Below are 21,373 nucleotides of genomic sequence, written 5' to 3'. Positions count from 1 at the left end.
TCGTCCCTAGAAAGAACCCTTTGGGCAGCGCATGTTTGGTATTTATGCTGCGTTATCGCCTATTCATGGGGAATAACCACACTACATAGGCTTCGCCTTGCCTAAAAACCAAACATACTGCTGCAAATTCACCCACCAAAGATCAACACGGCCTAAACGCTGTGTGTGTTTTCTGTTTTGGTGTATCTGCTAAGCAAAGTAACACACTTTTATTCGAGCAAGGCCCCTACAAAATATTTAATGAGCAAGCGCTTGAAGTGCTTAACTTAAATAGCCATGTTAAAACCCTCGCTTCGGGTTATGACTGGCTAGAGGGGCCGGTTTGGGTTAATCAAGGAGGATATTTATTATATTCTGATATACCTAATCATCAGGTTTATAAATATACACCAGGTAAAGGTGCAAGTTTGTACTTAGCGCATAGTGGCTATTCAAATGGTTTAATTGTAAATAAACAAAATGAGCTTGTGCTTTTGCAATCGCGCTCACGTGTTATATCAAAAATGAAGACGCCATTAAGCACGCCTAAACCACAATACCTACAAATTGTAAGTCATTATAATGGACAAAAGTTTAACAGCCCAAACGATGGCGTTTTTAACGACCTAGGCATGCTTTATTTTAGTGATCCACCCTATGGTTTACCTAATCAATTAGATGATGAAGGCAAAGAGCTTAAGTTTCAGGGGGTATATTCACTTAAAAATACAGGGGAACTTACCTTATTGGATCGTGATCTTATTTATCCTAATGGGGTCGCATTATCAGCTGATAATAAAACGTTATATGTGGCGGCATCTAATGCTAATAAACCTGCGTGGTATCAGTATGATTTAAATGACAGTGGTGCAGTGGTAAGTAAATCTTTATTTTATCTAGGAGTACTTCAACAACTTTTGCCGTAAAACACCGTTCCTTTAGGTCGGTGATATAAGGCGATAGTCGCGAAGTGACTAAATGGGTTGTTCCTTTTTTATTGACTGTATATAATAACAGTATGATTATTCGCAAAGCTTATAAATTCCGCTTAAAAACAACACCCGATATTAACGCTAAAATGGCGCAATATGCGGGAAATTGTCGATTCTTGTGGAATAAAGCCTTAGCGATTAACTTATTTAAGTTACAGAATAAGCAAAAGATTTGCTACTACCAAGAGTTGGATTTCTTTTCCAAACTTTGGAAGAAAAGCGAGGTGTATGGCTTTTTAATACTATCGCCCGCACAAACTATCCAACAAACATTAAAACAGCTTGAACGCGCCTTTAAAGACGCATTCGATAAAAACCAACCACTCAAACGGATGCCTACTTTTAAGAAAAAAGGAGAGGTGAATAGCTTTAGTTTTCCTCAAGGCTTTAAAATCGACAAGAATGGGAAACGTATTTTTTTACCTAAAATCGGTTGGGTTAATGTTAGAAAAAGCCAAGCTATTTTAGGTAAAGCTAAAAACGTCACTGTTTCACAAAAAGGTAAGCACTGGTTTGTTTCAATCCAAGTTGAACAAGAAGTCGCACCACCTAAGCACCCATCAAACGCCATGATTGGCGGAGATTTAGGCGTGAAACGCCTAATTACCCTTTCTGATGGCAGTTTTGTGGAGCCGATAGATACCAGTAAACAGACAATCAGGATCAAACGATTACAGAAGAAACTTGCTAGAAAAGTGAAATTTTCAAGTAACTGGAAAAAATTAAAAGCAAAGATCACAACATTTCATACGAAAGTTGCCAATATTCGTCATGACAAATTACATAAGATCTCAACACAGTTGAGCAAAAGCCACGCAATCATCGTGCTAGAAGATCTTAAAATTAGAAATATGACGAAAAACAGCAAAGGCAACAGTGAGCAGTATGGAAAAATGGTAAAACAAAAATCTGGCTTAAACCGCGTCATTCTCAATCAAGGATGGGGAATGTTTAAAGAGATGCTGAAATATAAGCAGGATTGGCTCGGCGGTCAGGTTATTTTTGTTGATCCGAAACATACCAGTCAAACGTGTCCGGCGTGTGATCATCAATCAAAAGATAACCGATTAACGCAGTCTAAGTTTGAGTGTGTGAAGTGCTGTTATCAAAATAATGCGGATCATGTTGGCGCATTAAATATTTTAGCGCGAGGTCATCGCGTTCTAGCCTGTGGAGAGATTGACATTAGTCAGCTTGTTGAAGCAGGAACTTGCATTGTGAGTGATCACAAAGCCCCGATGGTTTTAAACTAATCGGAATCCCCCTCCTTTCCTGAACTTGTTCAGGCGCTTAGCGAGGTGGGGGAGGATGTCAAGAATTACCACCAGCAATTAAGCATGACCTAGGCTTACCAGATGGTTTAAAGGTACATAAAAGTGGGATTATATTTGCTACAGGTCCCAATGGGTTATGGTTATTTAATAAAAATGCTGAGCTACTAGCTCAAATTGAAATGCCAAATATTAGTGCTAATCTAACGTTTAATCAATCACAAAACCGCGTTTATATAACAGCGCATACACAGCTATTGGCACTTGATTTAAAATAGTCTTGTTATTCTATTGTTAAATTAAAGCCCCTATAAACACGCTTGATAGGGGCTATTTACTCTTTGTTGCCTACATGAATGAAGGTAAGGGGCGTGAGCAGGACGCGGAAGCTTTGCTCGGTTTTTACTTAGCCCACTAGGTTACAAATCTCACGCTGCGATTAAATAGTCTCGAGTTTGAACAAATTTTAATTCTCAAAGATAAACAGACCTTCGGATAATTTCGCTTAATTAAACAGATAACCTTTACAACAACAAATACCTGTTGTAAATTGTTAACAATGAACAGTGTCATGTTAACTAATTCGGTGGCTTAATGAAAGTATCATCACAAACAATCAAAAGTGTAAAAGTCGAGTATTACCAAATTCCGCTAGCAGAAGTGTTAAGTGATGCAAAGCATGGCGATCACACTCACTTTGAAGTTATTACAGTGCATATTATGACTCACGACGGGTATGAAGGGATGGGATATACCTACACTGGCGGCAAAGGTGGTCGCGCAATTTATTCACTCCTTAACGATGAAATAAAGCCCGGTCTAATTGGACAAAATTCTATGTCTATCATGGCAATTTGGGACAAATTGCAGTGGGATCTTCATTATGTTGGCCGAGGTGGACTACTTAGCTTTGCGATTTCAGCAGTTGATATAGCGCTGTGGGATATTAAGTGTAAGCGCTTAAATGCACCATTATGGCAAGTTGCGGGTGGTAGCAGTGACCAAACAAAATGCTATGCAGGCGGAATAGATTTAAACTTTAGCCAAGAAAAACTGCTTAGTAATATAGATGGTTATTTAAATCGTGGCTTTAATGCAGTAAAAATTAAAGTCGGTAAACCCAACTTTAAAGAAGATATAGAACGTGTAGCCGCAGTAAGAGAGCTAATAGGTAAAGATAAAATACTTATGGTAGATGCCAATTACTCAATGACTGTTGAGCAAGCTATTCGTTTTGCTAAATCAATTGAAAAATACGACATAACCTGGTTTGAAGAACCGACTATACCTGATGATTACAAAGGCTTTGCTCGCATAGCACAAGCGACTTCAATACCGCTTGCAATGGGTGAAAATTTGCATACATTGCACGAATTTGGCTATGCGATTAGTCAAGCTAAATTAGGTTTTTTACAACCAGATGCATCAAATATTGGTGGCATAACAGGGTGGTTACATGTAGCGAGTATGGCATATACCCATAATTTACCTATTTGTAGCCATGGCATGCATGAACTACATGTATCACTGTTGGCATCTCAGCCTCACGCTGGTTTTTTAGAAGTTCATTCATTCCCTATAGATGAATATACAACACGTCCTTTAAAGCTTGAAAATGGGCAAGCGTGCGCGCCAGATATAATTGGGACGGGTGTAGAATTTGACCCTCAACTAATGAGAACACATTTAATTAAACAGTCGTAACTAGAAAAATTAGTAATAAAAGAAAAGAGTTGTTGTGTGTCCACAAATTCAGTGTAGAAATTATTTATCAAGGAATGAATGATAATCTCTTTGTCATAAGTTTTAATTTATGAGTACTGATTTTGTGGACGCTTTTATAAAGGTAAATAGTTATTGCCATTGCAAATATTGATTGTTTTACACAAACCCAAATTGCTAAGTCTGCTGTAAACCCGATGGTTGTAATTAACGCCGAGAATAGTTTTATTTCAATGCTTTAAATTAATTAGTTAAGGGCTCTCACAACCCCACCAAAGCCAGCTTAAATTGCTGGCTTTTTTTATATTTTAAAAATAGCAATAAAGAGCATCAAATTACCATTTTTAAGCCAAATCCGTGTATTTGTATCATTAAGTTGTGATTAAAATGGTGTATCAAAAATAGATTAATAATAGAAATTAGGTTTCATTATGACGTCAAAAGTAACTGGTATTAGCGAGTTTCCCGATGCGTTTGCACAGCAACGAAAAGTAACAGGAATGGGTCAAATGGATGACCAAAACGATCCTGTAAATATGATCTTAGGCTTAAAAGATGTACGAAAAGCAGCGCATAATTGTGCTGTTTTTCAATCGGGTGCTAAACCTGGACGTATTGTAATTCCATCAGAAGTGGCAATACGTGAAACACGCCAAATTCCGTTTGAAGTAGACCCTCCTCAGCACGGTGGCTTTCGTGAATTATTAAACCCTTGGTTTAAACGCCCATTAGATGAATGTTACCAAGCGCGTTTACAAACCATTATTGATGAAACTATTGAAAACGCCTTTAAAGCAGAGTCGTTTGATGTGGTGTCACAATTTGCTTTACCACTTCAATCTAAAGCGTTAACGCTGTTACTTAATACCTCAATGGATAAAGCACAAACATGGATAGATTGGGGTACTCATGTATTTAGAAGTGAAGACAGTGACCTTGATGGCGATAAAGCCAATATTCTATACAACTACATTGATGAGCAAATAGAAAACGCCATTGCAATCCCGGGTGATGATTTATATTCAGTGCTTTTAAATTCAGAGGCGAACGGTAAAAAGCTGAGTAAAGAAGAAATAAAAGGTGTGATGATCCTCACCTTTGCAGGGGGGCGCGACACCGTTATAAACGCGATCACAAACTCTATTGCCTACTTTAGCGAAAACATCAGCGATTTAAAGCGTATTGATGATCAGCCTGAAATATTAAACAGGGCCGTAGAAGAACTAATTCGCTATTTTTCGCCGCTTACGCAAATGGGCCGTGTCGCTACGCAAGACACAAGCGTATGTGAGCACGCTATAAAAGCCGACACACGAGTTTCGTTATGTTGGGCGTCGGCTAATCGCGATGAAAAGGTATTCAAAGATCCCAACAATGTCGACTTCGATCGAAAAGTTAACCCGCATATTAGTTTTGGTTTTAGCCATCACAATTGTTTGGGCGCAACGCATGCCCGCCAAATTCTACATCAACTAGTGTTATCACTTGCTAATAAAGTTGCTCAAATAGAGACAATAAAAGCAGATGAAAATATTGAAAAACTCGGTGAGTTTTCAAGAAAGGTAGGCTTTAACAGTCTGCACGTTAGCTTTAAATCAAAATAAAAACACCGTAGAAAATAGTTAAATAAATACAGTAACAAGTAAAAGTAGAGGATTAATACGATGGCGAAAGTAATATTTATAACCAAAAAAAACGATGCAGTTGAAGTAGAGGGCGACAGTGGCTCGCTAATGGAACTGGCATCAGCAAATGGTGTTGCTGGTATTGATGGTGATTGTGGCGGTGTATGTTCGTGTGCAACGTGTCATATTTACTTAACACCGGATGACTTTAAAAAAGTAGGTAAACCCGATGAGATAGAAAGCGACATGCTAGAGCTGGACGATAGCGTAACGCAATACAGCCGTTTATGTTGCCAAATTGAGGTGTCTGAAAATATTGATGGCATGACCTTCAGAGTAGCCAATTAAAAGCGGGTACAGCATTATGCAAAACACACAATTAGAGCCAAACTCACTGCAGCAAAGCGTTGTTATTATTGGTGCAAGCCATGGCGGCGTTAACTTTGCATTTAACTTACGCCAGCAAGGTTGGCTGGGTAAAATTATATTACTCGATAGCGATCCTGAACTGCCATATCACAGGCCACCGCTGTCTAAAAAAACGCTGCAATCGTTAGAGGTAAAATCAATACCTTTAAAGGTGCAAAAATCCTACACAGATAGCCATATAGATTTATGTTTAGGTGAGCGTGTTACTGCAATTAATAAAGATAACAAAACAGTGACTCTTAAAAATAATAAACAACTAGATTTTGATAAATTAGTGATCGCGACTGGTTGCTCGCCCTTTATACCCCCCATTAAAGGCCTTAGTGAAACTGTAGATGAATATGGCACCTCTCAATATTTCGCAATGCGAACACATAGTGATGCCGTAGCAATAAAAAAAGCGCTAAGTGCAAGCACTAACAAAGAAGTGGTGATTATTGGTGGAGGTTATATCGGCCTTGAATCGGCGTCATCCTTTATTGCACTTGGCGCTAAAGTAACGGTTATCGAAAAACAAGAAAAAATACTATCGCGAGTCACATCATCTGCTATGTCTAACTTTTTAACTGATTTACACAAAACGAAGGGGGTAGACCTGCAAACAGCAAAAGATATTGTACAAATTAAGCACACAAACAATAAACATTATGTGCAATGTAGTGATGGCAGTGAGTATCCCGCCGATTTTATTTTAATTGGCGTAGGTGTAAGGCTAAATACACAACTTGCAACAGATGCTGAGCTGGTGGTTGAGCAAGGCATAAAAGTAAATGACGTATGCCAAACATCACACCCTGATATCTACTCAATTGGTGATTGCACTATTCATTTTAATAAAATTTATAATCGTTGGATCAGACTTGAGTCGGTACAAAACGCAGTTGACCAAGCTAAAGTTGCTGCGCAGTTTTTAGCTAAAAATAATACGTCAGCTCCTGCACTCCCTTGGTTTTGGTCAGATCAATACGAATATAAATTACAAATAGTAGGTTTATCACAAGGCTATAACGAGATTATTAAGCGCCAAGAAGCTCCCGGTCAATTTTCACTTTGGTACTTTAATAACGACACACTGCTTTGTGTGGAAGCTGTTAATTATGCAAAGGCCTATGTACTTGGCACACAGGCTATTAAGCAAGGTTTAAAGGTAAACAAACAGGTATTGAACAATTTGACTATAGCACTTGCAAAACCTCAGTTATTTCAGGCGTAACTGCTGTCGATACTGATGCGGAGTCACTTTAAAGTGATGTTTAAACTGCTTAATAAAATACGACGGGCTAGAAAAGCTTAAATCGTAAGATATATCAGTCACCGAAACATCACTTTGCCCGAGTAACCGTGCGGCATTATATAACTTGTGCTGAATCAGGTAGTCGGAATAAGGCACTCTAAAGTGCTTTTTAAATACCCTTGAAAAATACGAAGGTGATAAATGGCAAAGGGCTGCGGCTTGCTCAAGTGACAGGTTAAGGCCGTTATTTGTTTTAAGCTCATTAATTACCGGAGCAAGCTTTTTAAAACTTGCTGAGCTACTTAATGACGTTTGCTGCTTAGATAAACTGCTTTTACCATATTCGCACACCATAGTGATTAAGCTATCAAACAGTTGAGCACAGGTTTTACTTTTAGGATTTTCGTTAAATTCGCTAAGCATCCAAGCGAGCAACTTATGAATCCTTTTTTGCATTTCAATGCTAAAGCTTAAATGCAAACCAGTTTTTAGTAATTCTATAAATTCTTGTAAGGCCTGATTATTAAGGCGTTCAGGCATAAATTGCACAATATACCAAGATTTAGGGCGCGGATTTAAAGCAAAGTCGTGGGTTTCCATAGCGGGTGTAAAAACGGCCTCAAAATCAGAAAGAATCGATTCACCTTGATGATAAAAATAAGTGCCGTCAATTTGTTCAAAAAATATAAATTCATGCACCTGATGAAAGTGCATAAAACATGAATAGCTATCGTGCTGAAGATAACTTACATGATGAATTTCGAAATCGTAACCGTCTTTTATACAAAACGGTTCACAGTAAATTGTCGGTTGCTTCATAACATAATACTTATATTTAGAGACTTAGGAGTCTACATGTACAAGGCAAAAGCTGCAATTGCAGATGGAAAAGGCGGTTTTTTCTTCGATACCGTTAATGTCGGAAAACCAAGTGCTGGCGAAGTAAAAATTAAAATAAAAGCCTCAGGTATTTGTCATACAGATTGGGATTCAATTAAAACGTGGAATAAAAAATTTATCATTGGTCATGAAGGCGCAGGAACCGTTGTTGAGTTGGGCGAAGGTATAACGGAATTTACTATCGGCGATAAAGTAATACTAAATTGGGCAATTCCGTGTGGTGAGTGTTTCCAGTGCCAAGAGGGTAATTTACACATTTGTGAAGTAAATAGCCCCGTAACTGGCAATGGTTTATGCGGACACGCAGGTAAACAAGCGTGTGAGCATAATGGCAATAGCTTAGAGCGCTCATTTCATTTAGGTACGATGAGCGAATACACCGTCGTTAAGGCTGCTGCAGTTATAAAAATACACAGTGACATTCCTTTTCCAAGTGCAAGTATTGTTGGTTGCGGCGTAATGACCGGTTACGGATCAGTAGTTAATGCAGCTAAAGTAAAAGCAGGTTCTTCAGTGGCCGTATTAGGCTGTGGAGGCGTAGGACTAAATGCAATACAAGGGGCTGCAATTTCAGGCGCCGCTAAAATAATAGCAATTGATTTGTCACCGGAGCGATTAACACAAGTTAAAGCATTTGGTGCTACACATACCGTACTTGCTAAAAAGTATGACCCTGATTTAGTTCACATGATAAACGAAGTTAAAGCGCTAACAAATAGTCGCGGAGCCGATTATGCCTTTGAGTGTACAGCAGTGCCGGCACTTGGTTCAGCGCCATTAGCATTAATACGCAGCGCGGGAGTTGCGGTACAAGTGAGTGGCATTGAGCAAAAAATAGATTTTGATTGCGAACTATTTGAGTGGGATAAAATTTATATAAATCCGCTCTACGGGCAATGTAATCCTAAGCGCGACTTTGCTCAAATACTAGACCTTTATGACGCAAAAAAGCTCAAGCTCGATGAGCTAGTCACAAAAACTTACTCGTTAGATGAGTTACAAACAGGCTTTGACGACATGCTAGCAGGGCGTATCGCTAAAGGTGTCGTCGTGTTTGATGATTAAAGGAGTATAAAATGGCAATTCATCGTTTAGAAATATCAAATAGCAGCTACACCGCTGATAACTTTGTAACGCTAACCGCGTATAGCAGCCACTTAAAAGGGCGAGGTGATATAAGCATTTACCAAGAAGCAACCAGTAATAAAAATGTACCTATAATTGTATTACTGCATGGTGTGTATGGTAGCCACTGGGTGTGGAGCCAGCTAGGGGGCGTACATAAAGTGTATCAGCAGCTTCGTAGCAGTGGCCTTAACGAGTTTGTATTAGTGATGCCATCAGATGGCGCGCACGCCGAGGGCAGCGGGTATTTGCCACTTAAAAATGCAGATTATGAAGCATGGATAGTTGATGATGTGATTAGCGCTGTTATTCAAACTCAACCAATGTGCTCGAGCTCATCAAATATTTATATTACGGGCCTTTCAATGGGAGGGTATGGAGCATTATGTTTAGGTGCAAAGCATCCAACTATTTTTAGCGGTATATCAGCGCATTCATCAATTACTGAGCTTGACGACTTTAATCACTTTGTTGATGAACACACTCTAAAGCCACTAAAAAAAACCACTGATAAGTACAAAGGCGACGTGTTTAAAACATTGAGCGCGAATAAAAAGACATTACCGCCACTGCGATTTGATTGCGGAAAAGACGATGTACTTTTTAGTGCTAATACTGCGCTTGCAAAAAAGCTAGTTGATGAAAATGTTCCTCATACGTTCGATATTTTTGCAGGCACCCATTGCTGGGAGTATTGGCACGAACATGTAGCTAAAACTATGATCTTTTTTGCTCAATTAGAAAGCAAAACTCACACACAATTAAAATAAGGAAATAACCCATGAAAGTCATTAGCTCACTTTTAATTGCATTTGCATGTACTGCATCAAGCAATTTAGTCGCACAGCCAGAAGTATCCGTAAATTTAAACGTAAAGCGAAGTATTGACGGCCTATCAACCTTTGATAGAAGCAAATATATTGTTATGCACTCGATGCTAACAACAACCGATTGGAAGGGGGAAAAGATAAGCTCGACTACTTACTTAACGACCTTGATGTGTACTTTGGTCGTGATAACGGTTCTATGCCGTATTACGCGACTCAAGTTGAGCAAAACCCAAATAATCTAGGGTACGCAAGCCCTGAGAGTATCGCTGCTTATGGCAAAACTGCTCGCGAAGATTATTATGGTAAAACGTTGTCGAAGCTTCATAAATACGACAATAGAGCCCATGTAATGATAGGCGGGCAAATTAATCAGTTTTGGATTGGTAATCATAAAGGCAAAGGCGAATGGAGCTTTGCTAATACCGATGCCGTGGGTCAATACATGGGACATTTTGTAAATGAATTTTATCGAAATGACAACCAAGGACCGAACAAAGGCCCAGCACGCCCACAATACCTTGAAATACTTAATGAGCCACTTTACGAACTTGTTGATGTACATCACGGTAAGCCTATCGATACATTTATTTTTCATAACGAAGTAGCCCAAGGCATACGAAAAGTTAATACAAGTATTAAGATTGGTGGGTACACCACTGCCTTTCCATGGTTTGACGATAACAATTTCAATCGTTGGGATGAGCGAATGAAGCTATTTTTAGATACCAGCGGTGAATACATGGATTATTTTTCGATTCACCTTTATGACTTTGGCTACTTAAACCGCGATAAAGGCGTTGCTAACTTTAAAGGAGCCCGTATAGAAGCCACTATGGATATGATGGAGCAATACGAAAAGCTTAAACTAGGTAAGGTAAAACCTTTCATGATTTCGGAATACGGCGGGCGTGACCATAAAACAGAAGCAACGCCATGGACTGCAATAAATGACTGGCAAACTATGAAATCGTTTAGCCCTATGATGATGCAATTTATGGCTAAACCGAATCTCATACTTAAAGCCATTCCATTTAGTTTAGCAAAAGCAGAGTGGAGTGGTAATGAGGGACGCGATTATGCTTGGCGCTTACTACGCCACAATGACGAAAAAACAGGTGAAACAGGCGATGAATATGTATTCACCGACATTATTAAATTTTATCAATTGTGGTCAGATGTAAATGGCACACGTGTTAATACTGAATCAAACGAAGCCGACTTACTAGTAGATAGTTATGTAAACAATAACAAAGCATATGTAATTATCAGTAATTTAGAAACAAGTGCTAATAGCGCCTTGCTAAATTTAACAGAGCTACCAAGCAATCCGATTAATAACATTAAAATTAAGCACTTGCACTTTGCTAATGGTGAGCCAACACTTACAACAACATCACAAAATATTGGTGTAAAAAATGAGTTACCAAAAAGCATTAACATAGGCGCAGAAGCCACAGTAATTATTGAATATACGTTCAGCGACAATATAAAAATTATTGCTGAGTCTGACGAGCATAAATACTATGCAACAACCTACAAACAGGCAATTAAAGCCAATACAGCGCTTAAATTTAACATTAACGATGTAAAAATAAGTGAATATGGTAAAGGTATATTGCGTTTAAGTTTTGGTAGAGAGCATGATTTAGCTCAACAACCTATCGTTAAAGTAAATGACACTTTAGTTACTGTACCAACCGATTATGCCGGTGATGAGCAAGTATTTCGCCCACAAGTATTTAGTATGCTAGAAATCGAAGTACCAAACGAACTGTTAAAAACCAATAATACAATATTAGTTACATATCCTGATGATGGCGGATTTGTTAGCAGCGTGACGCTCCAAGCGTTTGAGTACAGTGATGATATTTAATTTAAAAAACTAACTATTTGTTATGATATAAAAAGCAAGGTCACTAATTATTAGTGGCCTTAGTTGTTATTCGTCCGCTTTTTAAATTCATAGACAATCTTTAATTATCACAGAAGTCTTATTAAATTTTAAAAATAGATGGCATAATTCGTATGCATTAGTGATTGATCTTTATGTGTATTATATTTACTTGTGCTATTGGCCGAAAAGAAAACAGATGCCTTAATGGTTGGCGGAAGCTTATTTTATGTTTATCCCGCACTACTTGTTTATGGGGTACCAATATCAATTTTATTAAAAAAATTTAATGTTTTTAATTTACCTATGGTTCTTTTAGCGAGTGTAACTCCATTTATTATAATTATTCCAATGGGATGGAATGAGCCTATAATACCCTTATTTGTAATTTGCTTTGGCTCTATTGTTGTGGCTATAGGTTGTTGGTATACACGTTTACTCTTATTTAAAAATAAAAAAATAACCAATAACCTGTTGCAGTTTAAAAGAGAGTTACCGACTATCAATCATAAGTATATCTAGTTTATGTTGAGCCCTGGTTTGATTTTTTATGTCGATAGGTTCAATCATTTCGCATTCGTCTCTGATCATTTCAGGAATGAGGCTTGGGTAGTGGCGACAGTCCTCTGGGCGGTCGAGGTAAATACTGCAGGTATACATATTTTTAGCGAGAGGATCTTTTTTAGGCGCAATTTCTAAAAATGGGCACACTTGAAGTCTTAAGCCTGTTTTTGGGTCAAACCAAATTTCGTTGTTTTTAACGTATTCATAAATTTCGGGGTTAAAGAGCTCCCATAAATCTATTTCCTCTTTCGTTGCGCTTAAATCGCCGCCGCCATATTTAATACAGCATTTACCACACTGGTTGCATTCTTTCATAATTTGCTAATTTGGTTGGCTGTTAACGAGTTTAAGTTAGTTATTAGTGTAGCACCAAATTTATTATTAACGCTCTACTGAATTTACCCTTCCTTTAATTTTTGGGTGTGTAAACAATAGTTAGATACAATAACTTAAGTTAAAACCCTTTGTTACATTTTATATAGTACAGGCTTTATTTAATGGTTTACTCTAAAGGTAGCGAAAAATATTACAAACCCCGCTTGAGCAACTGTGTGATTGTTAAATGTTGCTGAGCGCAGATACCTAAGCAGGGCGTTATTATGAAGGAGGCTGTCACTAAGTTAAAAACAGAATTTAATGCAAAGCTATTGTATTGGAACAATCTTAAAAGTAGCAAAGCCAAAGCGGCAATCATCCTATTATTTTTAGTTGTCATTGCACTTAAAGTCTTTACGACCATTTTTACGTTGGATTGGGTTGCAAGTTTATTCAGCGTGTAAGTTTACCAAGAGTAATTGCGATAAAGTTTAATCTCAGAGTGTTTAACGCCTACGCGATGTTCATTATTAATGTATTATTACGCTATACACCAAATTAAATAAATCAGTTGTTTAAATACGTTTTATAATGACTGTAATGATACATTTTAGCTAAATTGAGTGAGTAAATGAGTTTAGCTGCATTAAAGGATAACCAGTGATGATGAATACAAAAGTATATAAAGCGGTACATGATCTAGCAGAAGATTTAATGGCGGCGGCTAACAAAAATAACCGTGAAAAGTTTGAGTCGTTATTTGCTCAATTAAAAGCTATTTGTATTGAAAACGAAAACACCTCAAAAGATCACCCTGTACAATGGGAAACTTTAGCTGATTTTACCGAAGAGTTAGAAGAGGCAATTACTACTTACGAAAAAGCATTAGAAAAGTCGATTGCGATTAATAACAAAGATCACATGTCGTCGGTTTCTTTTTCAATGGCTACATTACAGCTTGAGCTTGGCCAAAAAGATGAAGCTATTAAAAACCTTCAAAATGCTAAAGTCAGCGCCAATAAAATTGAAGACAAAGAGCTTAAAGCTGAAATACACGACCTACTAGAGTCGCTTATTGAAGAAGAAGGTTAAATACATAAAAGTATAACTTATCCATATTAAATGTGATTTTTGTGGATTTAGCTTGAGCTTAATAAAGCGCTGATGGTTTATACCCTCAGCGTTTTTTTATGTTCGCTATAAATACTAAACCAAAATAAAAGGCTTACTATTGAGCTAGCTTATTCATAAAGTCGATAATGTACTTTGCAATTTCTACTGGTTTTTCTTCAACGCTAAAGTGCCCTGAATCGAGTAAATAGAGTTCAGCGTTCGGTACATCTTTTAAGTATGCTTTAGCGCCTTCGGCTATGAATGCTGGGTCGTTTTTACCCCATACAATTAACGTTGGTGGTTGGTACTTGCGTAAATAAGCTTGCCACTTTGGATAGTCGAGAAGGTTGTTGTAGTAATCTTGTAGCAATTGCACTTGAATTACTCTATCGGCTTTGGTTTGTAAAAAGTGAAGATCGTGCGTCCAGCTATCTGGGCTCATCACTTCTGGGTTACTTTGTACGTCTCGTAAATACTGCTTATTAATAATGGCTTGTTCAGACGTGAACGAATAAATTTTATCTTGCTGAGCTTTCGAACTATCTTCATTCGCGGCTTTAAAAAATGCTTGCCTCGGTAGGGTTAGCCCCTCTAAATACGCATTACCATTTTGTACAATAAGTGCATCAAGTTTATTAGGATTACTTAACAGCATTCTAAAGCCTACAGGTGCTCCAAAATCTTGAATGTAGAGGCTGTAGCGCTTTACTTTAAGCGTTGTCAGTAGTCCTTCAACATATCTAGCCAGTAACTCAAATGTATATTTTTGAGTTTCTGGGTTTGGGCGGTCGCTATAACCTGAGCCTAAATAATCAGGTGCTATCACATGATAACGCCCTGATAAAAGAGGAATAAGCTCACGGTAGCTATGTGATGACGACGGATAACCATGTAAAAGTACAATTGTTTGCTCATGTTGCTTGCCTGCTTCTCGATAAAATATTTTTTTACCATTTACGTTTGCATATTTGTAAGTGGTTTTTGAAGGCCATACAGCATCTGTGGCGTACACTTTGGCGGTAAGTGTAGACATAGATACTAATAAAAACACAATAAATGAGGCGATGTGAGCAGGTCTTATTTTAAGATTGTTTTGTATATCTGGGTGCATAACTAAACTCGTTAATGTTTTGGTAATACTGCTTTATTAACAAATTAGACCAGCCATCTTAATAATTACATTCATTAAAACTTCCAATTTACTTAAATGTCTAAGTATAAAATATAATAATTGTTAACAGTTTAACCTCTAAAATATCAATTCGAATCTGTCGTAAAAAAATATATTCTTAAAAAACTAAGTGCATATATAAAAATTTAATTCTTGTACTTATTTCATGCCGATAAATTAAAAAGTATTTAGTAACATATGCTTACGGTTGTTTTTTGTCGTGTGTGTTATAAGTGACTATTATTTGTAACTATAAATATTGTGTTCATGTTGTTCATTTAAACTTTAAATTCACGTGCCTATTTATGGTACTAAAGCGTGAAATTTGAACAAATCATTAATTTATTGTTGCATACAGTTAATTGTTGACATTATATTGATTGTGAATTCGATGCCTTTACACAAAGGATTAATTTTCACACCAAGATAGGTAACAAAAAATGAAAAAAAGCTCATTGTATTGCGCGATTTCGAGCGCGCTATTACTTTCAAGCGTTTTTAATGCACACGCTGGCACTGTTATTAAACAAACGTCTTCACAAATGTGTTTTAGAACCGCTGATAATGCAGTAAATGGTACTCAAGTAGTATTAAACAATAACTGTAGCGGTGATGCAGCAGGGTTTAGCTGGACATCTGGTGGGAGTATAAAGCACGTTAAGTCGGGTTTATGCGTCCACCCTGGCGGCTTAGCAAACCCCGTCGATGGACAGCAACTTGTTTTGTGGTCGGGTTGTGACTTTGATAACCGAGTGAAGTTTACTAAAACGTCGGCTAATGCTATTAAGCATGTATCAGGAGGTAAATGTGTTCAACCAACTAACACATCAGACGGTAGTAATTTAGTTGTTAAATCGCAGTGTGGTGCAAATCAAAGTAAGTTTGTTGTTGAGCAACAAGTAAATAGCGGTGCAAACGTTAGTAACGATACAGTCAAGGTACAGTTTAATATTGATACTAAGCATGCGGTGGGTCAGTTTGATAGTTTTGATCGTCGTAAGTTTATTACATTGCACTCATCTAATACCGAAAGTGACTGGTTTGGAAATAATGCTCAAAGTTTAAATGCGCCTAATGCTGATCCTAATTTAATGACGAACTTTTTAGAAAATTATGATGTATATTTTGGCCGCGATACCGGCAGCATGAAATATCAATTAACACAGTTACCAGAAGATTCGGCTAAACCAGGTTATGCAAGTGCGGTAACGGCTACAACTAATGGTGGCGGTGTTAAATGGAATTACTCCAATATTACCACAGATGAAGCTAAAGCAATGCGAAAGCATGAAGGGCGTAACAGTGATTTAATTGTCGCAGCACAGCAGCACCCTTATTACCCAGATGGTACTAAAATTGGTAACCAAAACTGGTCTTTTTCGCAAACTGATACTGCCGGCGAACCACTAGGCACCGCGCTTGGTGATTATATGGCGCAGTTTTTACAAAAGTACTTTAAAGCTGGCGCATCAGATACTCTAGGTCAAAAGCGCCCAACATACCTTGAAGTTATGAACGAGCCACTATTTGAACTACACGACTTTCCTCATAAAGGTTATGACAAAGAAAGTCTATATGACATCTTTAGGCTACATAACTCAGTTGCAGATGTAGTTCATAATAATTCAGCATTGAACGATGTAAAAGTAGGCGGTTTTACAGTGGCATTTCCTGATTATGAAAAAGGGGCAAACTATTTTGATAATTGGAAGCAACGCGACAAGGCATTTCTAGATATTGCAGGAGATAAAATGGATTTTATTTCGATGCACTTATACGATTTTCCAAACTTTCCAGGCGGCCCTGGTGGTCAACATCAAGAGCAATACCGTAAAGGTAGTAACATGGAAGCGACTCTTGATATGGTTGAGCAATACATGGCTTATAAATGGGGGAGTATTAAACCAATAGTCATTTCGGAATATGGATCGCAACTGCAAGGGTCTTTTGGCACTAAATGGACACCGCAACGTGATTGGCTATGTTTAAAAGCAATGAGCTCTATGCTTATGAGCTTTATGGAAAGGCCTAACCGTATTGATAAAGCCATACCGTTTATTCCATTAAAAGCAGAGTGGGGCCGTATAAGCGATACCATTCCGTATTACTGGCGTTTACTACGTCAAGCTAAAGAGGGAGAAGGTGAAACCGGCGAGCAGTGGGTTTACACCGAAATGGTTAAGTTTTACCAGCTTTGGTCAGATATTAAAGGGACGCGAATCGATAGCTGGGCGAGTGATTTGGATATACAAGCAGATGCTTATGTTGATGGCAAAGATGTTTATTTGGTATTAAACAGCCTTGAAAATTCACCAACCAATATTGATTTAAGTGTTTTAGGCGGTGGTTCTAATAGCGTTACTGGCGTAAACATTAAGCATTTACATCCTGATGCTCAAGGTAAACCAGTCCTTGATGATAACGATAGTACAGTATTACCTGATTTAGTTAATTTGGGCACAGAGTCAACGATGATCATTAAAATTAGTCATCAAAGTAATGTGATAATTAATAATATTAATCAAGAAACTAAGCACTACGCAAGTGCTGTGGTTAAAGATATTGTTGCTAACTCAACTCAGTTTTTTACAATTAATAACGTTGATAAAGGAACTAATGGCGAGGCAGTATTACGCTTAGGTGTTGGTCGTCCTCATGGTAAGTCGCTTACACCTACGGTTTCTGTTAATGGTAATAAAGTCGCTGTACCTACTGATTTTAGAGGGTACGACCAGGTTAATGGAGGGTTAGGACGCGAACGTTTCTTTGGTGTACTTGAAATACCGGTACCTTATAGCGACCTTGCAAAAACGAATAGTATTGAAGTGACATTTCCAGACACTGGCGGCGCTGTTAGTTCACTTACATTACAAAACTTTAAAATGAGTAAAAGCATTACTCGCTAAAAACGTGTAATAAAGGTTTAGTAATAAACAAACTGCGGGTTTATCTATATGATAGCTTCGCAGTTTTTTATTTGTATCGCTACAACTGCCTAACACAATACAAATAAACTAATACTAAATATGCGAGGAATGGCTTTAGGTGTATTTTTGCTGTTAAGCCTGTGAGTTTTATGCTTAATAATGAGTACAAGGTACTCATTATTAAAAATAAACACTATTCTCAGAGCGTTAAACTTAGCATGGTTGTTTTATTAATTTAATTGGGTATGTTTTAGAGGAGTTCCACTGGCCTACATATAAGTTGTCGTCTTGATCTACGCAAATACAATGCACGTGATTAAAAATGTCCCCGTTACTTTGCATCGGCTGTAGTTCACCATTTTTGTACTGGGGTTGCGGTGCTCCTAAATTAGCTATGAGCGTGTTATTTTTATCAAATATACTAATAAAGCCAGAGTCGTCAGCATTTTTATTGTCAATATGCGACCAGCAAACAGGTGCATAAAATAGTTCGCCTTTGAACACGGGACCGCCAATATATGCCCCATTAGCGCTAATTCTATCAAGGTACTTACCATCAAACGAAAATACTTTTAAACATTGCTCAAAACGAGAGCTTACTATTAATGTGGGATTTGATGGATCGCGTAAGTCTACTTCAATACCGTGGGTGTTGTGTAAATTGTAATTTTCGTCATCATTATGGTGACCGCCCCAATGGTTTATATAGCGGCCTTGTTTATCATAATGCAGTAAAAAGTCGCTGCCATAACCATCGGTTACATATAAGTCCCCATTGGGGGCAATGGCAATATCAGTAGGACGAAAAGGTTGCTCGGGTTTATAAGCACCGCACGTTTGTGGGTGGCCAATACTGTAAATCAGTTTGCCATCTAAGGTCATTTTGGAAATAAAGCCAGCCTGTGGAATGACATTGTTAGTAGGGCTATCCCATTGCTCTGTGCTGTGACCATCCCAGTGGCGATTAACAATCCAGCCACTATCTACAATGTATAAAAATTCTTGCTCGCCTTCTTTTACAATTTTTATAGCGTGTCCACCAGGAAAAGAGCTTCCAAAAGCGTCAAGTAATTCACCGTTTTGGCTATACACTAAAATATTATTAGTCGTGTTATCGGTGATCATAAATATTCTCCCTTGTGAGTCCATCACCATCGCATGACAATTTTCTATAGGGTATTTATTTGGGTTTAACTTCCCCCAGTGGGCGTCTATTTTGTATTTAAATTGACCTTGGCCAATTATTTTCCCGTGCGGGTCTTCGTCATTTTTAGGAGTAGCGTGAGGTATAAGGTGTTTTTGCTCTGAGGTTAACATACAGAATTTTCCATATAAAAAAACCAGCTTATGCATTGGGCTATAATGCATAAGCTGGTTTAGGCTAGAAGGTTACTTTAAGTGCGTTCTTTTGCTTTAAAATTTAAAATAGCATCATCGTTAACGCGATTTAAAGGGTAATAAACAGCTTCGTTTTCTTTAAATGGTTGGTTGCTAATCGCATTGTAAGCACTGATCATTGACCAGCGAGGTTCTGCAGCACGGTTTTGATTTGATTTATGCAGTAAATTACAGTGGAAAAACAGTACATCACCTGGTTCAAGTTCTACATTGATAAGTTCATGGTACTTCATTGCTTCTTCTACAAACTCTAAACAGGCGCCTTTTTGGTCACCCGTTTTACTGTGATCTAATCGTCCCAAATGATGTGAGCCTTTAAGTACTTGCAAGCAACCATTTTCTTGCGTCGCTTTATTAATGGCGACCATACAGCTAATTGATTTTGGATAAAGCATGTAGTTATCACGATGCCAGTAGCCAAAATCTTGATGCCATTCCCAGGCGCCACCTACAAATGGTTCTTTCATCATAATTTTAGTGCTGGTGTGGTACACCTCTTCGCCAATAAGTGTTTCGCATACTTCAATTAAACGACGACCGCGAGAAAACATACTGTATAAATCGTCGCCTGTTTTTTGCCATAAACAGACTTTACTTACAGCGCCGTCGGCGTCTTTTTTGTCCCATGCTCGCTCATAGAGTGTATCGTCATTAAAAGCAGTTTGTTGTAATAGCTCAATTTCATCAGCGCTGTAGTAATTTTTGACAATAATATAACCATCACGGTGAAAATCAGCTATTTGTTGTGGTGTTAAATAAGTGTGTGACATAAATATATTTCCATTTTCTCTTACAGTTGTATATTGTTAACAATGATTGCTCGGTTAAGCATTTAGGTCAAGCGTAATTTATATAAAAATATAGAATTCATATATGAATGGGTTTTGTTTTATTAAGTTATTGATTTTAAATTATTATTGAAAATTTCAAACTAAAAAAAAGTTTTAAATTTATATATAAACAAACGTATTGTTTATCAATTTTAAAAGGCATAAATAAGTACAAATGAACGATAAATCAAAAACTAAATATGCAGTTCCTGCTTTAGATAAGGGGTTGGATATATTAGAATTTTTAGCAAAAAATAAAAGGCCTTGTACACAAAGTGAGATAGCGGCTGGTATTTTAAAAACACCTAACGAAGTCTATAGAGTACTTGTTGGGCTTGAAAAGCGCGGTTATCTAATTCGCTCTGAAACCTCTGGTCGATATCATTTGTCATTAAAGTTGTATAATTTATCGCGAAGTATTTCACCAATGGATAATGTACTAAAATCGGCCTTGCCACATATGGAAGATCTAGCTGTAAATATTGAACAGTCATGTCATCTAAGTATGCTTTATCAAAGCCAAGCTATGGTGGTAGTGCAAGCGCGTAGCAAAAGCCCTATGCATTTGAGTATTGCAGAGGGGGCTTTATTTCCACTTAGTAGCTCAAGCGCGGGTAAACTGCTTTTAGCCAACAGTAATGACGAAGTGCGGCAAATGCTTATCGAACACGATGAAATTTACAGTGCTAGTAAAGACGCCTATAAAGCATTATTAAATGAGCTAAACACAATCAAAGTGCAAGGGCACATAATGCAAAGCAATCCACTTATCGCCGGAGTACACGATTTTAGTGTCTTAATTGGCAAGCCTAATGCAAATTTAATAGCTGCATTGACCATTTCTTCTTTTGACTCAACCCTAAACACTCACGCTAATAAACACAGTGTAATTAGCGAGCTTAAAAATACCGCAAAAAAAATAACCTCGTTATTAGAGCGCTAATACCAACTGGCGCTTTTGTAGGAAGCAACCCGCTCAACAATCATGCATAAGTCTCAGTACTTTACTGCTTGCTTACAATATCGAATAAAAAACCAACGCTAACTGTAAAATAAA

18 protein-coding genes and 1 pseudogene are annotated in these 21,373 nt (G+C 37.7%); 14 read left to right on the top strand and 5 right to left on the bottom strand.

From position 1 onward, the window contains the following. The first annotated feature begins 161 nt into the window (after positions 1-161). The 7 genes and pseudogenes from I6F49_RS04595 (at position 162) to I6F49_RS04570 (ending at position 7,231) form a co-directional block, all read left to right on the top strand. Positions 162-905: an SMP-30/gluconolactonase/LRE family protein gene (locus I6F49_RS04595; RefSeq protein WP_331461441.1), complete on the top strand. Its 744-nt coding sequence runs from the start codon at positions 162-164 to the stop codon at positions 903-905. 44 nt (positions 906-949) lie between these two features. After that, positions 950-2,224: an RNA-guided endonuclease InsQ/TnpB family protein gene (locus I6F49_RS04590; protein WP_331461440.1), complete on the top strand. Its 1,275-nt coding sequence runs from the start codon at positions 950-952 to the stop codon at positions 2,222-2,224. A 62-nt stretch (positions 2,225-2,286) separates the two neighbouring features. After that, positions 2,287-2,520, top strand: a pseudogene (locus I6F49_RS20310) (SMP-30/gluconolactonase/LRE family protein); the annotation flags it as partial. 316 nt (positions 2,521-2,836) lie between these two features. Beyond that, on the top strand, positions 2,837-3,946 hold the full coding sequence (locus I6F49_RS04585) for a mandelate racemase/muconate lactonizing enzyme family protein (RefSeq protein WP_165741463.1): 1,110 nt from the start codon (positions 2,837-2,839) through the stop codon (positions 3,944-3,946). A 449-nt stretch (positions 3,947-4,395) separates the two neighbouring features. Beyond that, on the top strand, positions 4,396-5,568 hold the full coding sequence (locus I6F49_RS04580) for a cytochrome P450 (protein ID WP_197178703.1): 1,173 nt from the start codon (positions 4,396-4,398) through the stop codon (positions 5,566-5,568). Positions 5,569-5,628: 60 nt separating this feature from the next. After that, entirely contained in the window at positions 5,629-5,937 is a 309-nt protein-coding gene (locus I6F49_RS04575; RefSeq protein ID WP_197178701.1) for a 2Fe-2S iron-sulfur cluster-binding protein, read from the top strand. A gap of 16 nt (positions 5,938-5,953) precedes the next feature. Further along, complete coding sequence (locus I6F49_RS04570) at positions 5,954-7,231, top strand: NAD(P)/FAD-dependent oxidoreductase (protein ID WP_197178699.1); 1,278 nt, start codon at positions 5,954-5,956, stop codon at positions 7,229-7,231. On the opposite strand, the gene I6F49_RS04565 is transcribed toward I6F49_RS04570, so the two are convergent. Beyond that, positions 7,217-8,071 (bottom strand): helix-turn-helix transcriptional regulator, encoded by an 855-nt coding sequence (locus I6F49_RS04565; protein WP_231615033.1) that lies wholly within the window; start codon positions 8,069-8,071, stop codon positions 7,217-7,219. The genes I6F49_RS04570 and I6F49_RS04565 overlap by 15 nt on opposite strands. 36 nt (positions 8,072-8,107) lie before the next feature. Here I6F49_RS04565 and I6F49_RS04560 point away from each other — a divergent pair, with 36 nt between their 5' ends. The 4 genes from I6F49_RS04560 to I6F49_RS04545 all read left to right on the top strand — a co-directional run bounded on the left by I6F49_RS04560 (position 8,108) and on the right by I6F49_RS04545 (position 12,520). Further along, positions 8,108-9,217 (top strand): Zn-dependent alcohol dehydrogenase, encoded by a 1,110-nt coding sequence (locus I6F49_RS04560; protein WP_197178698.1) that lies wholly within the window; start codon positions 8,108-8,110, stop codon positions 9,215-9,217. Positions 9,218-9,228: 11 nt separating this feature from the next. Then, positions 9,229-10,047 (top strand): alpha/beta hydrolase, encoded by an 819-nt coding sequence (locus tag I6F49_RS04555; protein ID WP_165727460.1) that lies wholly within the window; start codon positions 9,229-9,231, stop codon positions 10,045-10,047. A gap of 181 nt (positions 10,048-10,228) precedes the next feature. Continuing rightward, the gene (locus tag I6F49_RS04550; RefSeq protein WP_231615032.1) at positions 10,229-11,980 is read left to right on the top strand and encodes a beta-agarase; all 1,752 of its coding nucleotides are present in this window, start codon (positions 10,229-10,231) and stop codon (positions 11,978-11,980) included. 198 nt (positions 11,981-12,178) lie between these two features. Further along, on the top strand, positions 12,179-12,520 hold the full coding sequence (locus I6F49_RS04545) for a hypothetical protein (protein WP_166418992.1): 342 nt from the start codon (positions 12,179-12,181) through the stop codon (positions 12,518-12,520). Here I6F49_RS04545 and I6F49_RS04540 read toward each other — a convergent pair. Continuing rightward, complete coding sequence (locus I6F49_RS04540) at positions 12,491-12,877, bottom strand: YkgJ family cysteine cluster protein (RefSeq protein WP_007586180.1); 387 nt, start codon at positions 12,875-12,877, stop codon at positions 12,491-12,493. The genes I6F49_RS04545 and I6F49_RS04540 overlap by 30 nt on opposite strands. 663 nt (positions 12,878-13,540) lie before the next feature. Here I6F49_RS04540 and I6F49_RS04535 point away from each other — a divergent pair. After that, positions 13,541-13,969 (top strand): hypothetical protein, encoded by a 429-nt coding sequence (locus tag I6F49_RS04535; protein WP_007586178.1) that lies wholly within the window; start codon positions 13,541-13,543, stop codon positions 13,967-13,969. A gap of 136 nt (positions 13,970-14,105) precedes the next feature. Here I6F49_RS04535 and I6F49_RS04530 read toward each other — a convergent pair whose 3' ends face one another. Then, the gene (locus I6F49_RS04530) at positions 14,106-15,101 is read right to left on the bottom strand and encodes an alpha/beta fold hydrolase (protein WP_197160968.1); all 996 of its coding nucleotides are present in this window, start codon (positions 15,099-15,101) and stop codon (positions 14,106-14,108) included. Positions 15,102-15,601: 500 nt separating this feature from the next. On the opposite strand from I6F49_RS04530, the gene I6F49_RS04525 reads away from it, so the two are divergent. Further along, entirely contained in the window at positions 15,602-18,067 is a 2,466-nt protein-coding gene (locus I6F49_RS04525; protein WP_197178696.1) for an agarase, read from the top strand. A 234-nt stretch (positions 18,068-18,301) separates the two neighbouring features. Here I6F49_RS04525 and I6F49_RS04520 read toward each other — a convergent pair whose 3' ends face one another. Next, positions 18,302-19,405, bottom strand: a complete 1,104-nt coding sequence (locus I6F49_RS04520) for a 6-bladed beta-propeller (RefSeq protein WP_197178695.1) — start codon at positions 19,403-19,405, stop codon at positions 18,302-18,304. Positions 19,406-19,482: 77 nt separating this feature from the next. Beyond that, positions 19,483-20,256, bottom strand: a complete 774-nt coding sequence (locus I6F49_RS04515) for a phytanoyl-CoA dioxygenase family protein (protein WP_007378079.1) — start codon at positions 20,254-20,256, stop codon at positions 19,483-19,485. A 235-nt stretch (positions 20,257-20,491) separates the two neighbouring features. Here I6F49_RS04515 and I6F49_RS04510 point away from each other — a divergent pair, with 235 nt between their 5' ends. Further along, positions 20,492-21,259 carry an IclR family transcriptional regulator gene (locus I6F49_RS04510; protein ID WP_165727465.1) on the top strand — a complete coding sequence of 256 codons (768 nt, stop codon included), beginning with the start codon at positions 20,492-20,494 and terminating at the stop codon, positions 21,257-21,259. Positions 21,260-21,373: the final 114 nt, after the last annotated feature.

It is taken from the genome of Pseudoalteromonas sp. SWN166, from assembly GCF_015864485.1.
In the GTDB taxonomy this organism is placed as follows: Bacteria; Pseudomonadota; Gammaproteobacteria; order Enterobacterales; family Alteromonadaceae; genus Pseudoalteromonas.
Note: the sequence above shows the minus strand (reverse complement) of the source record. Positions and strands in the feature narration are given on the sequence as shown.

Bases quoted from the DNA above. Each gene is read 5' to 3' on its own strand.
- I6F49_RS04520 (WP_197178695.1), bottom strand. From the start codon at position 19,405: ATGTTAACCTCAGAGCAAAAACACCTTATACCTCACGCTACTCCTAAA.
- I6F49_RS04535 (WP_007586178.1), top strand. From the start codon at position 13,541: ATGATGAATACAAAAGTATATAAAGCGGTACATGATCTAGCAGAAGAT.
- I6F49_RS04570 (WP_197178699.1), top strand. From the start codon at position 5,954: ATGCAAAACACACAATTAGAGCCAAACTCACTGCAGCAAAGCGTTGTT.
- I6F49_RS04540 (WP_007586180.1), bottom strand. From the start codon at position 12,877: ATGAAAGAATGCAACCAGTGTGGTAAATGCTGTATTAAATATGGCGGC.
- I6F49_RS04580 (WP_197178703.1), top strand. From the start codon at position 4,396: ATGACGTCAAAAGTAACTGGTATTAGCGAGTTTCCCGATGCGTTTGCA.
- I6F49_RS04575 (WP_197178701.1), top strand. From the start codon at position 5,629: ATGGCGAAAGTAATATTTATAACCAAAAAAAACGATGCAGTTGAAGTA.
- I6F49_RS04555 (WP_165727460.1), top strand. From the start codon at position 9,229: ATGGCAATTCATCGTTTAGAAATATCAAATAGCAGCTACACCGCTGAT.
- I6F49_RS04560 (WP_197178698.1), top strand. From the start codon at position 8,108: ATGTACAAGGCAAAAGCTGCAATTGCAGATGGAAAAGGCGGTTTTTTC.
- I6F49_RS04565 (WP_231615033.1), bottom strand. From the start codon at position 8,071: ATGAAGCAACCGACAATTTACTGTGAACCGTTTTGTATAAAAGACGGT.
- I6F49_RS04525 (WP_197178696.1), top strand. From the start codon at position 15,602: ATGAAAAAAAGCTCATTGTATTGCGCGATTTCGAGCGCGCTATTACTT.
- I6F49_RS04510 (WP_165727465.1), top strand. From the start codon at position 20,492: ATGAACGATAAATCAAAAACTAAATATGCAGTTCCTGCTTTAGATAAG.
- I6F49_RS04585 (WP_165741463.1), top strand. From the start codon at position 2,837: ATGAAAGTATCATCACAAACAATCAAAAGTGTAAAAGTCGAGTATTAC.
- I6F49_RS04515 (WP_007378079.1), bottom strand. From the start codon at position 20,256: ATGTCACACACTTATTTAACACCACAACAAATAGCTGATTTTCACCGT.
- I6F49_RS04530 (WP_197160968.1), bottom strand. From the start codon at position 15,101: ATGCACCCAGATATACAAAACAATCTTAAAATAAGACCTGCTCACATC.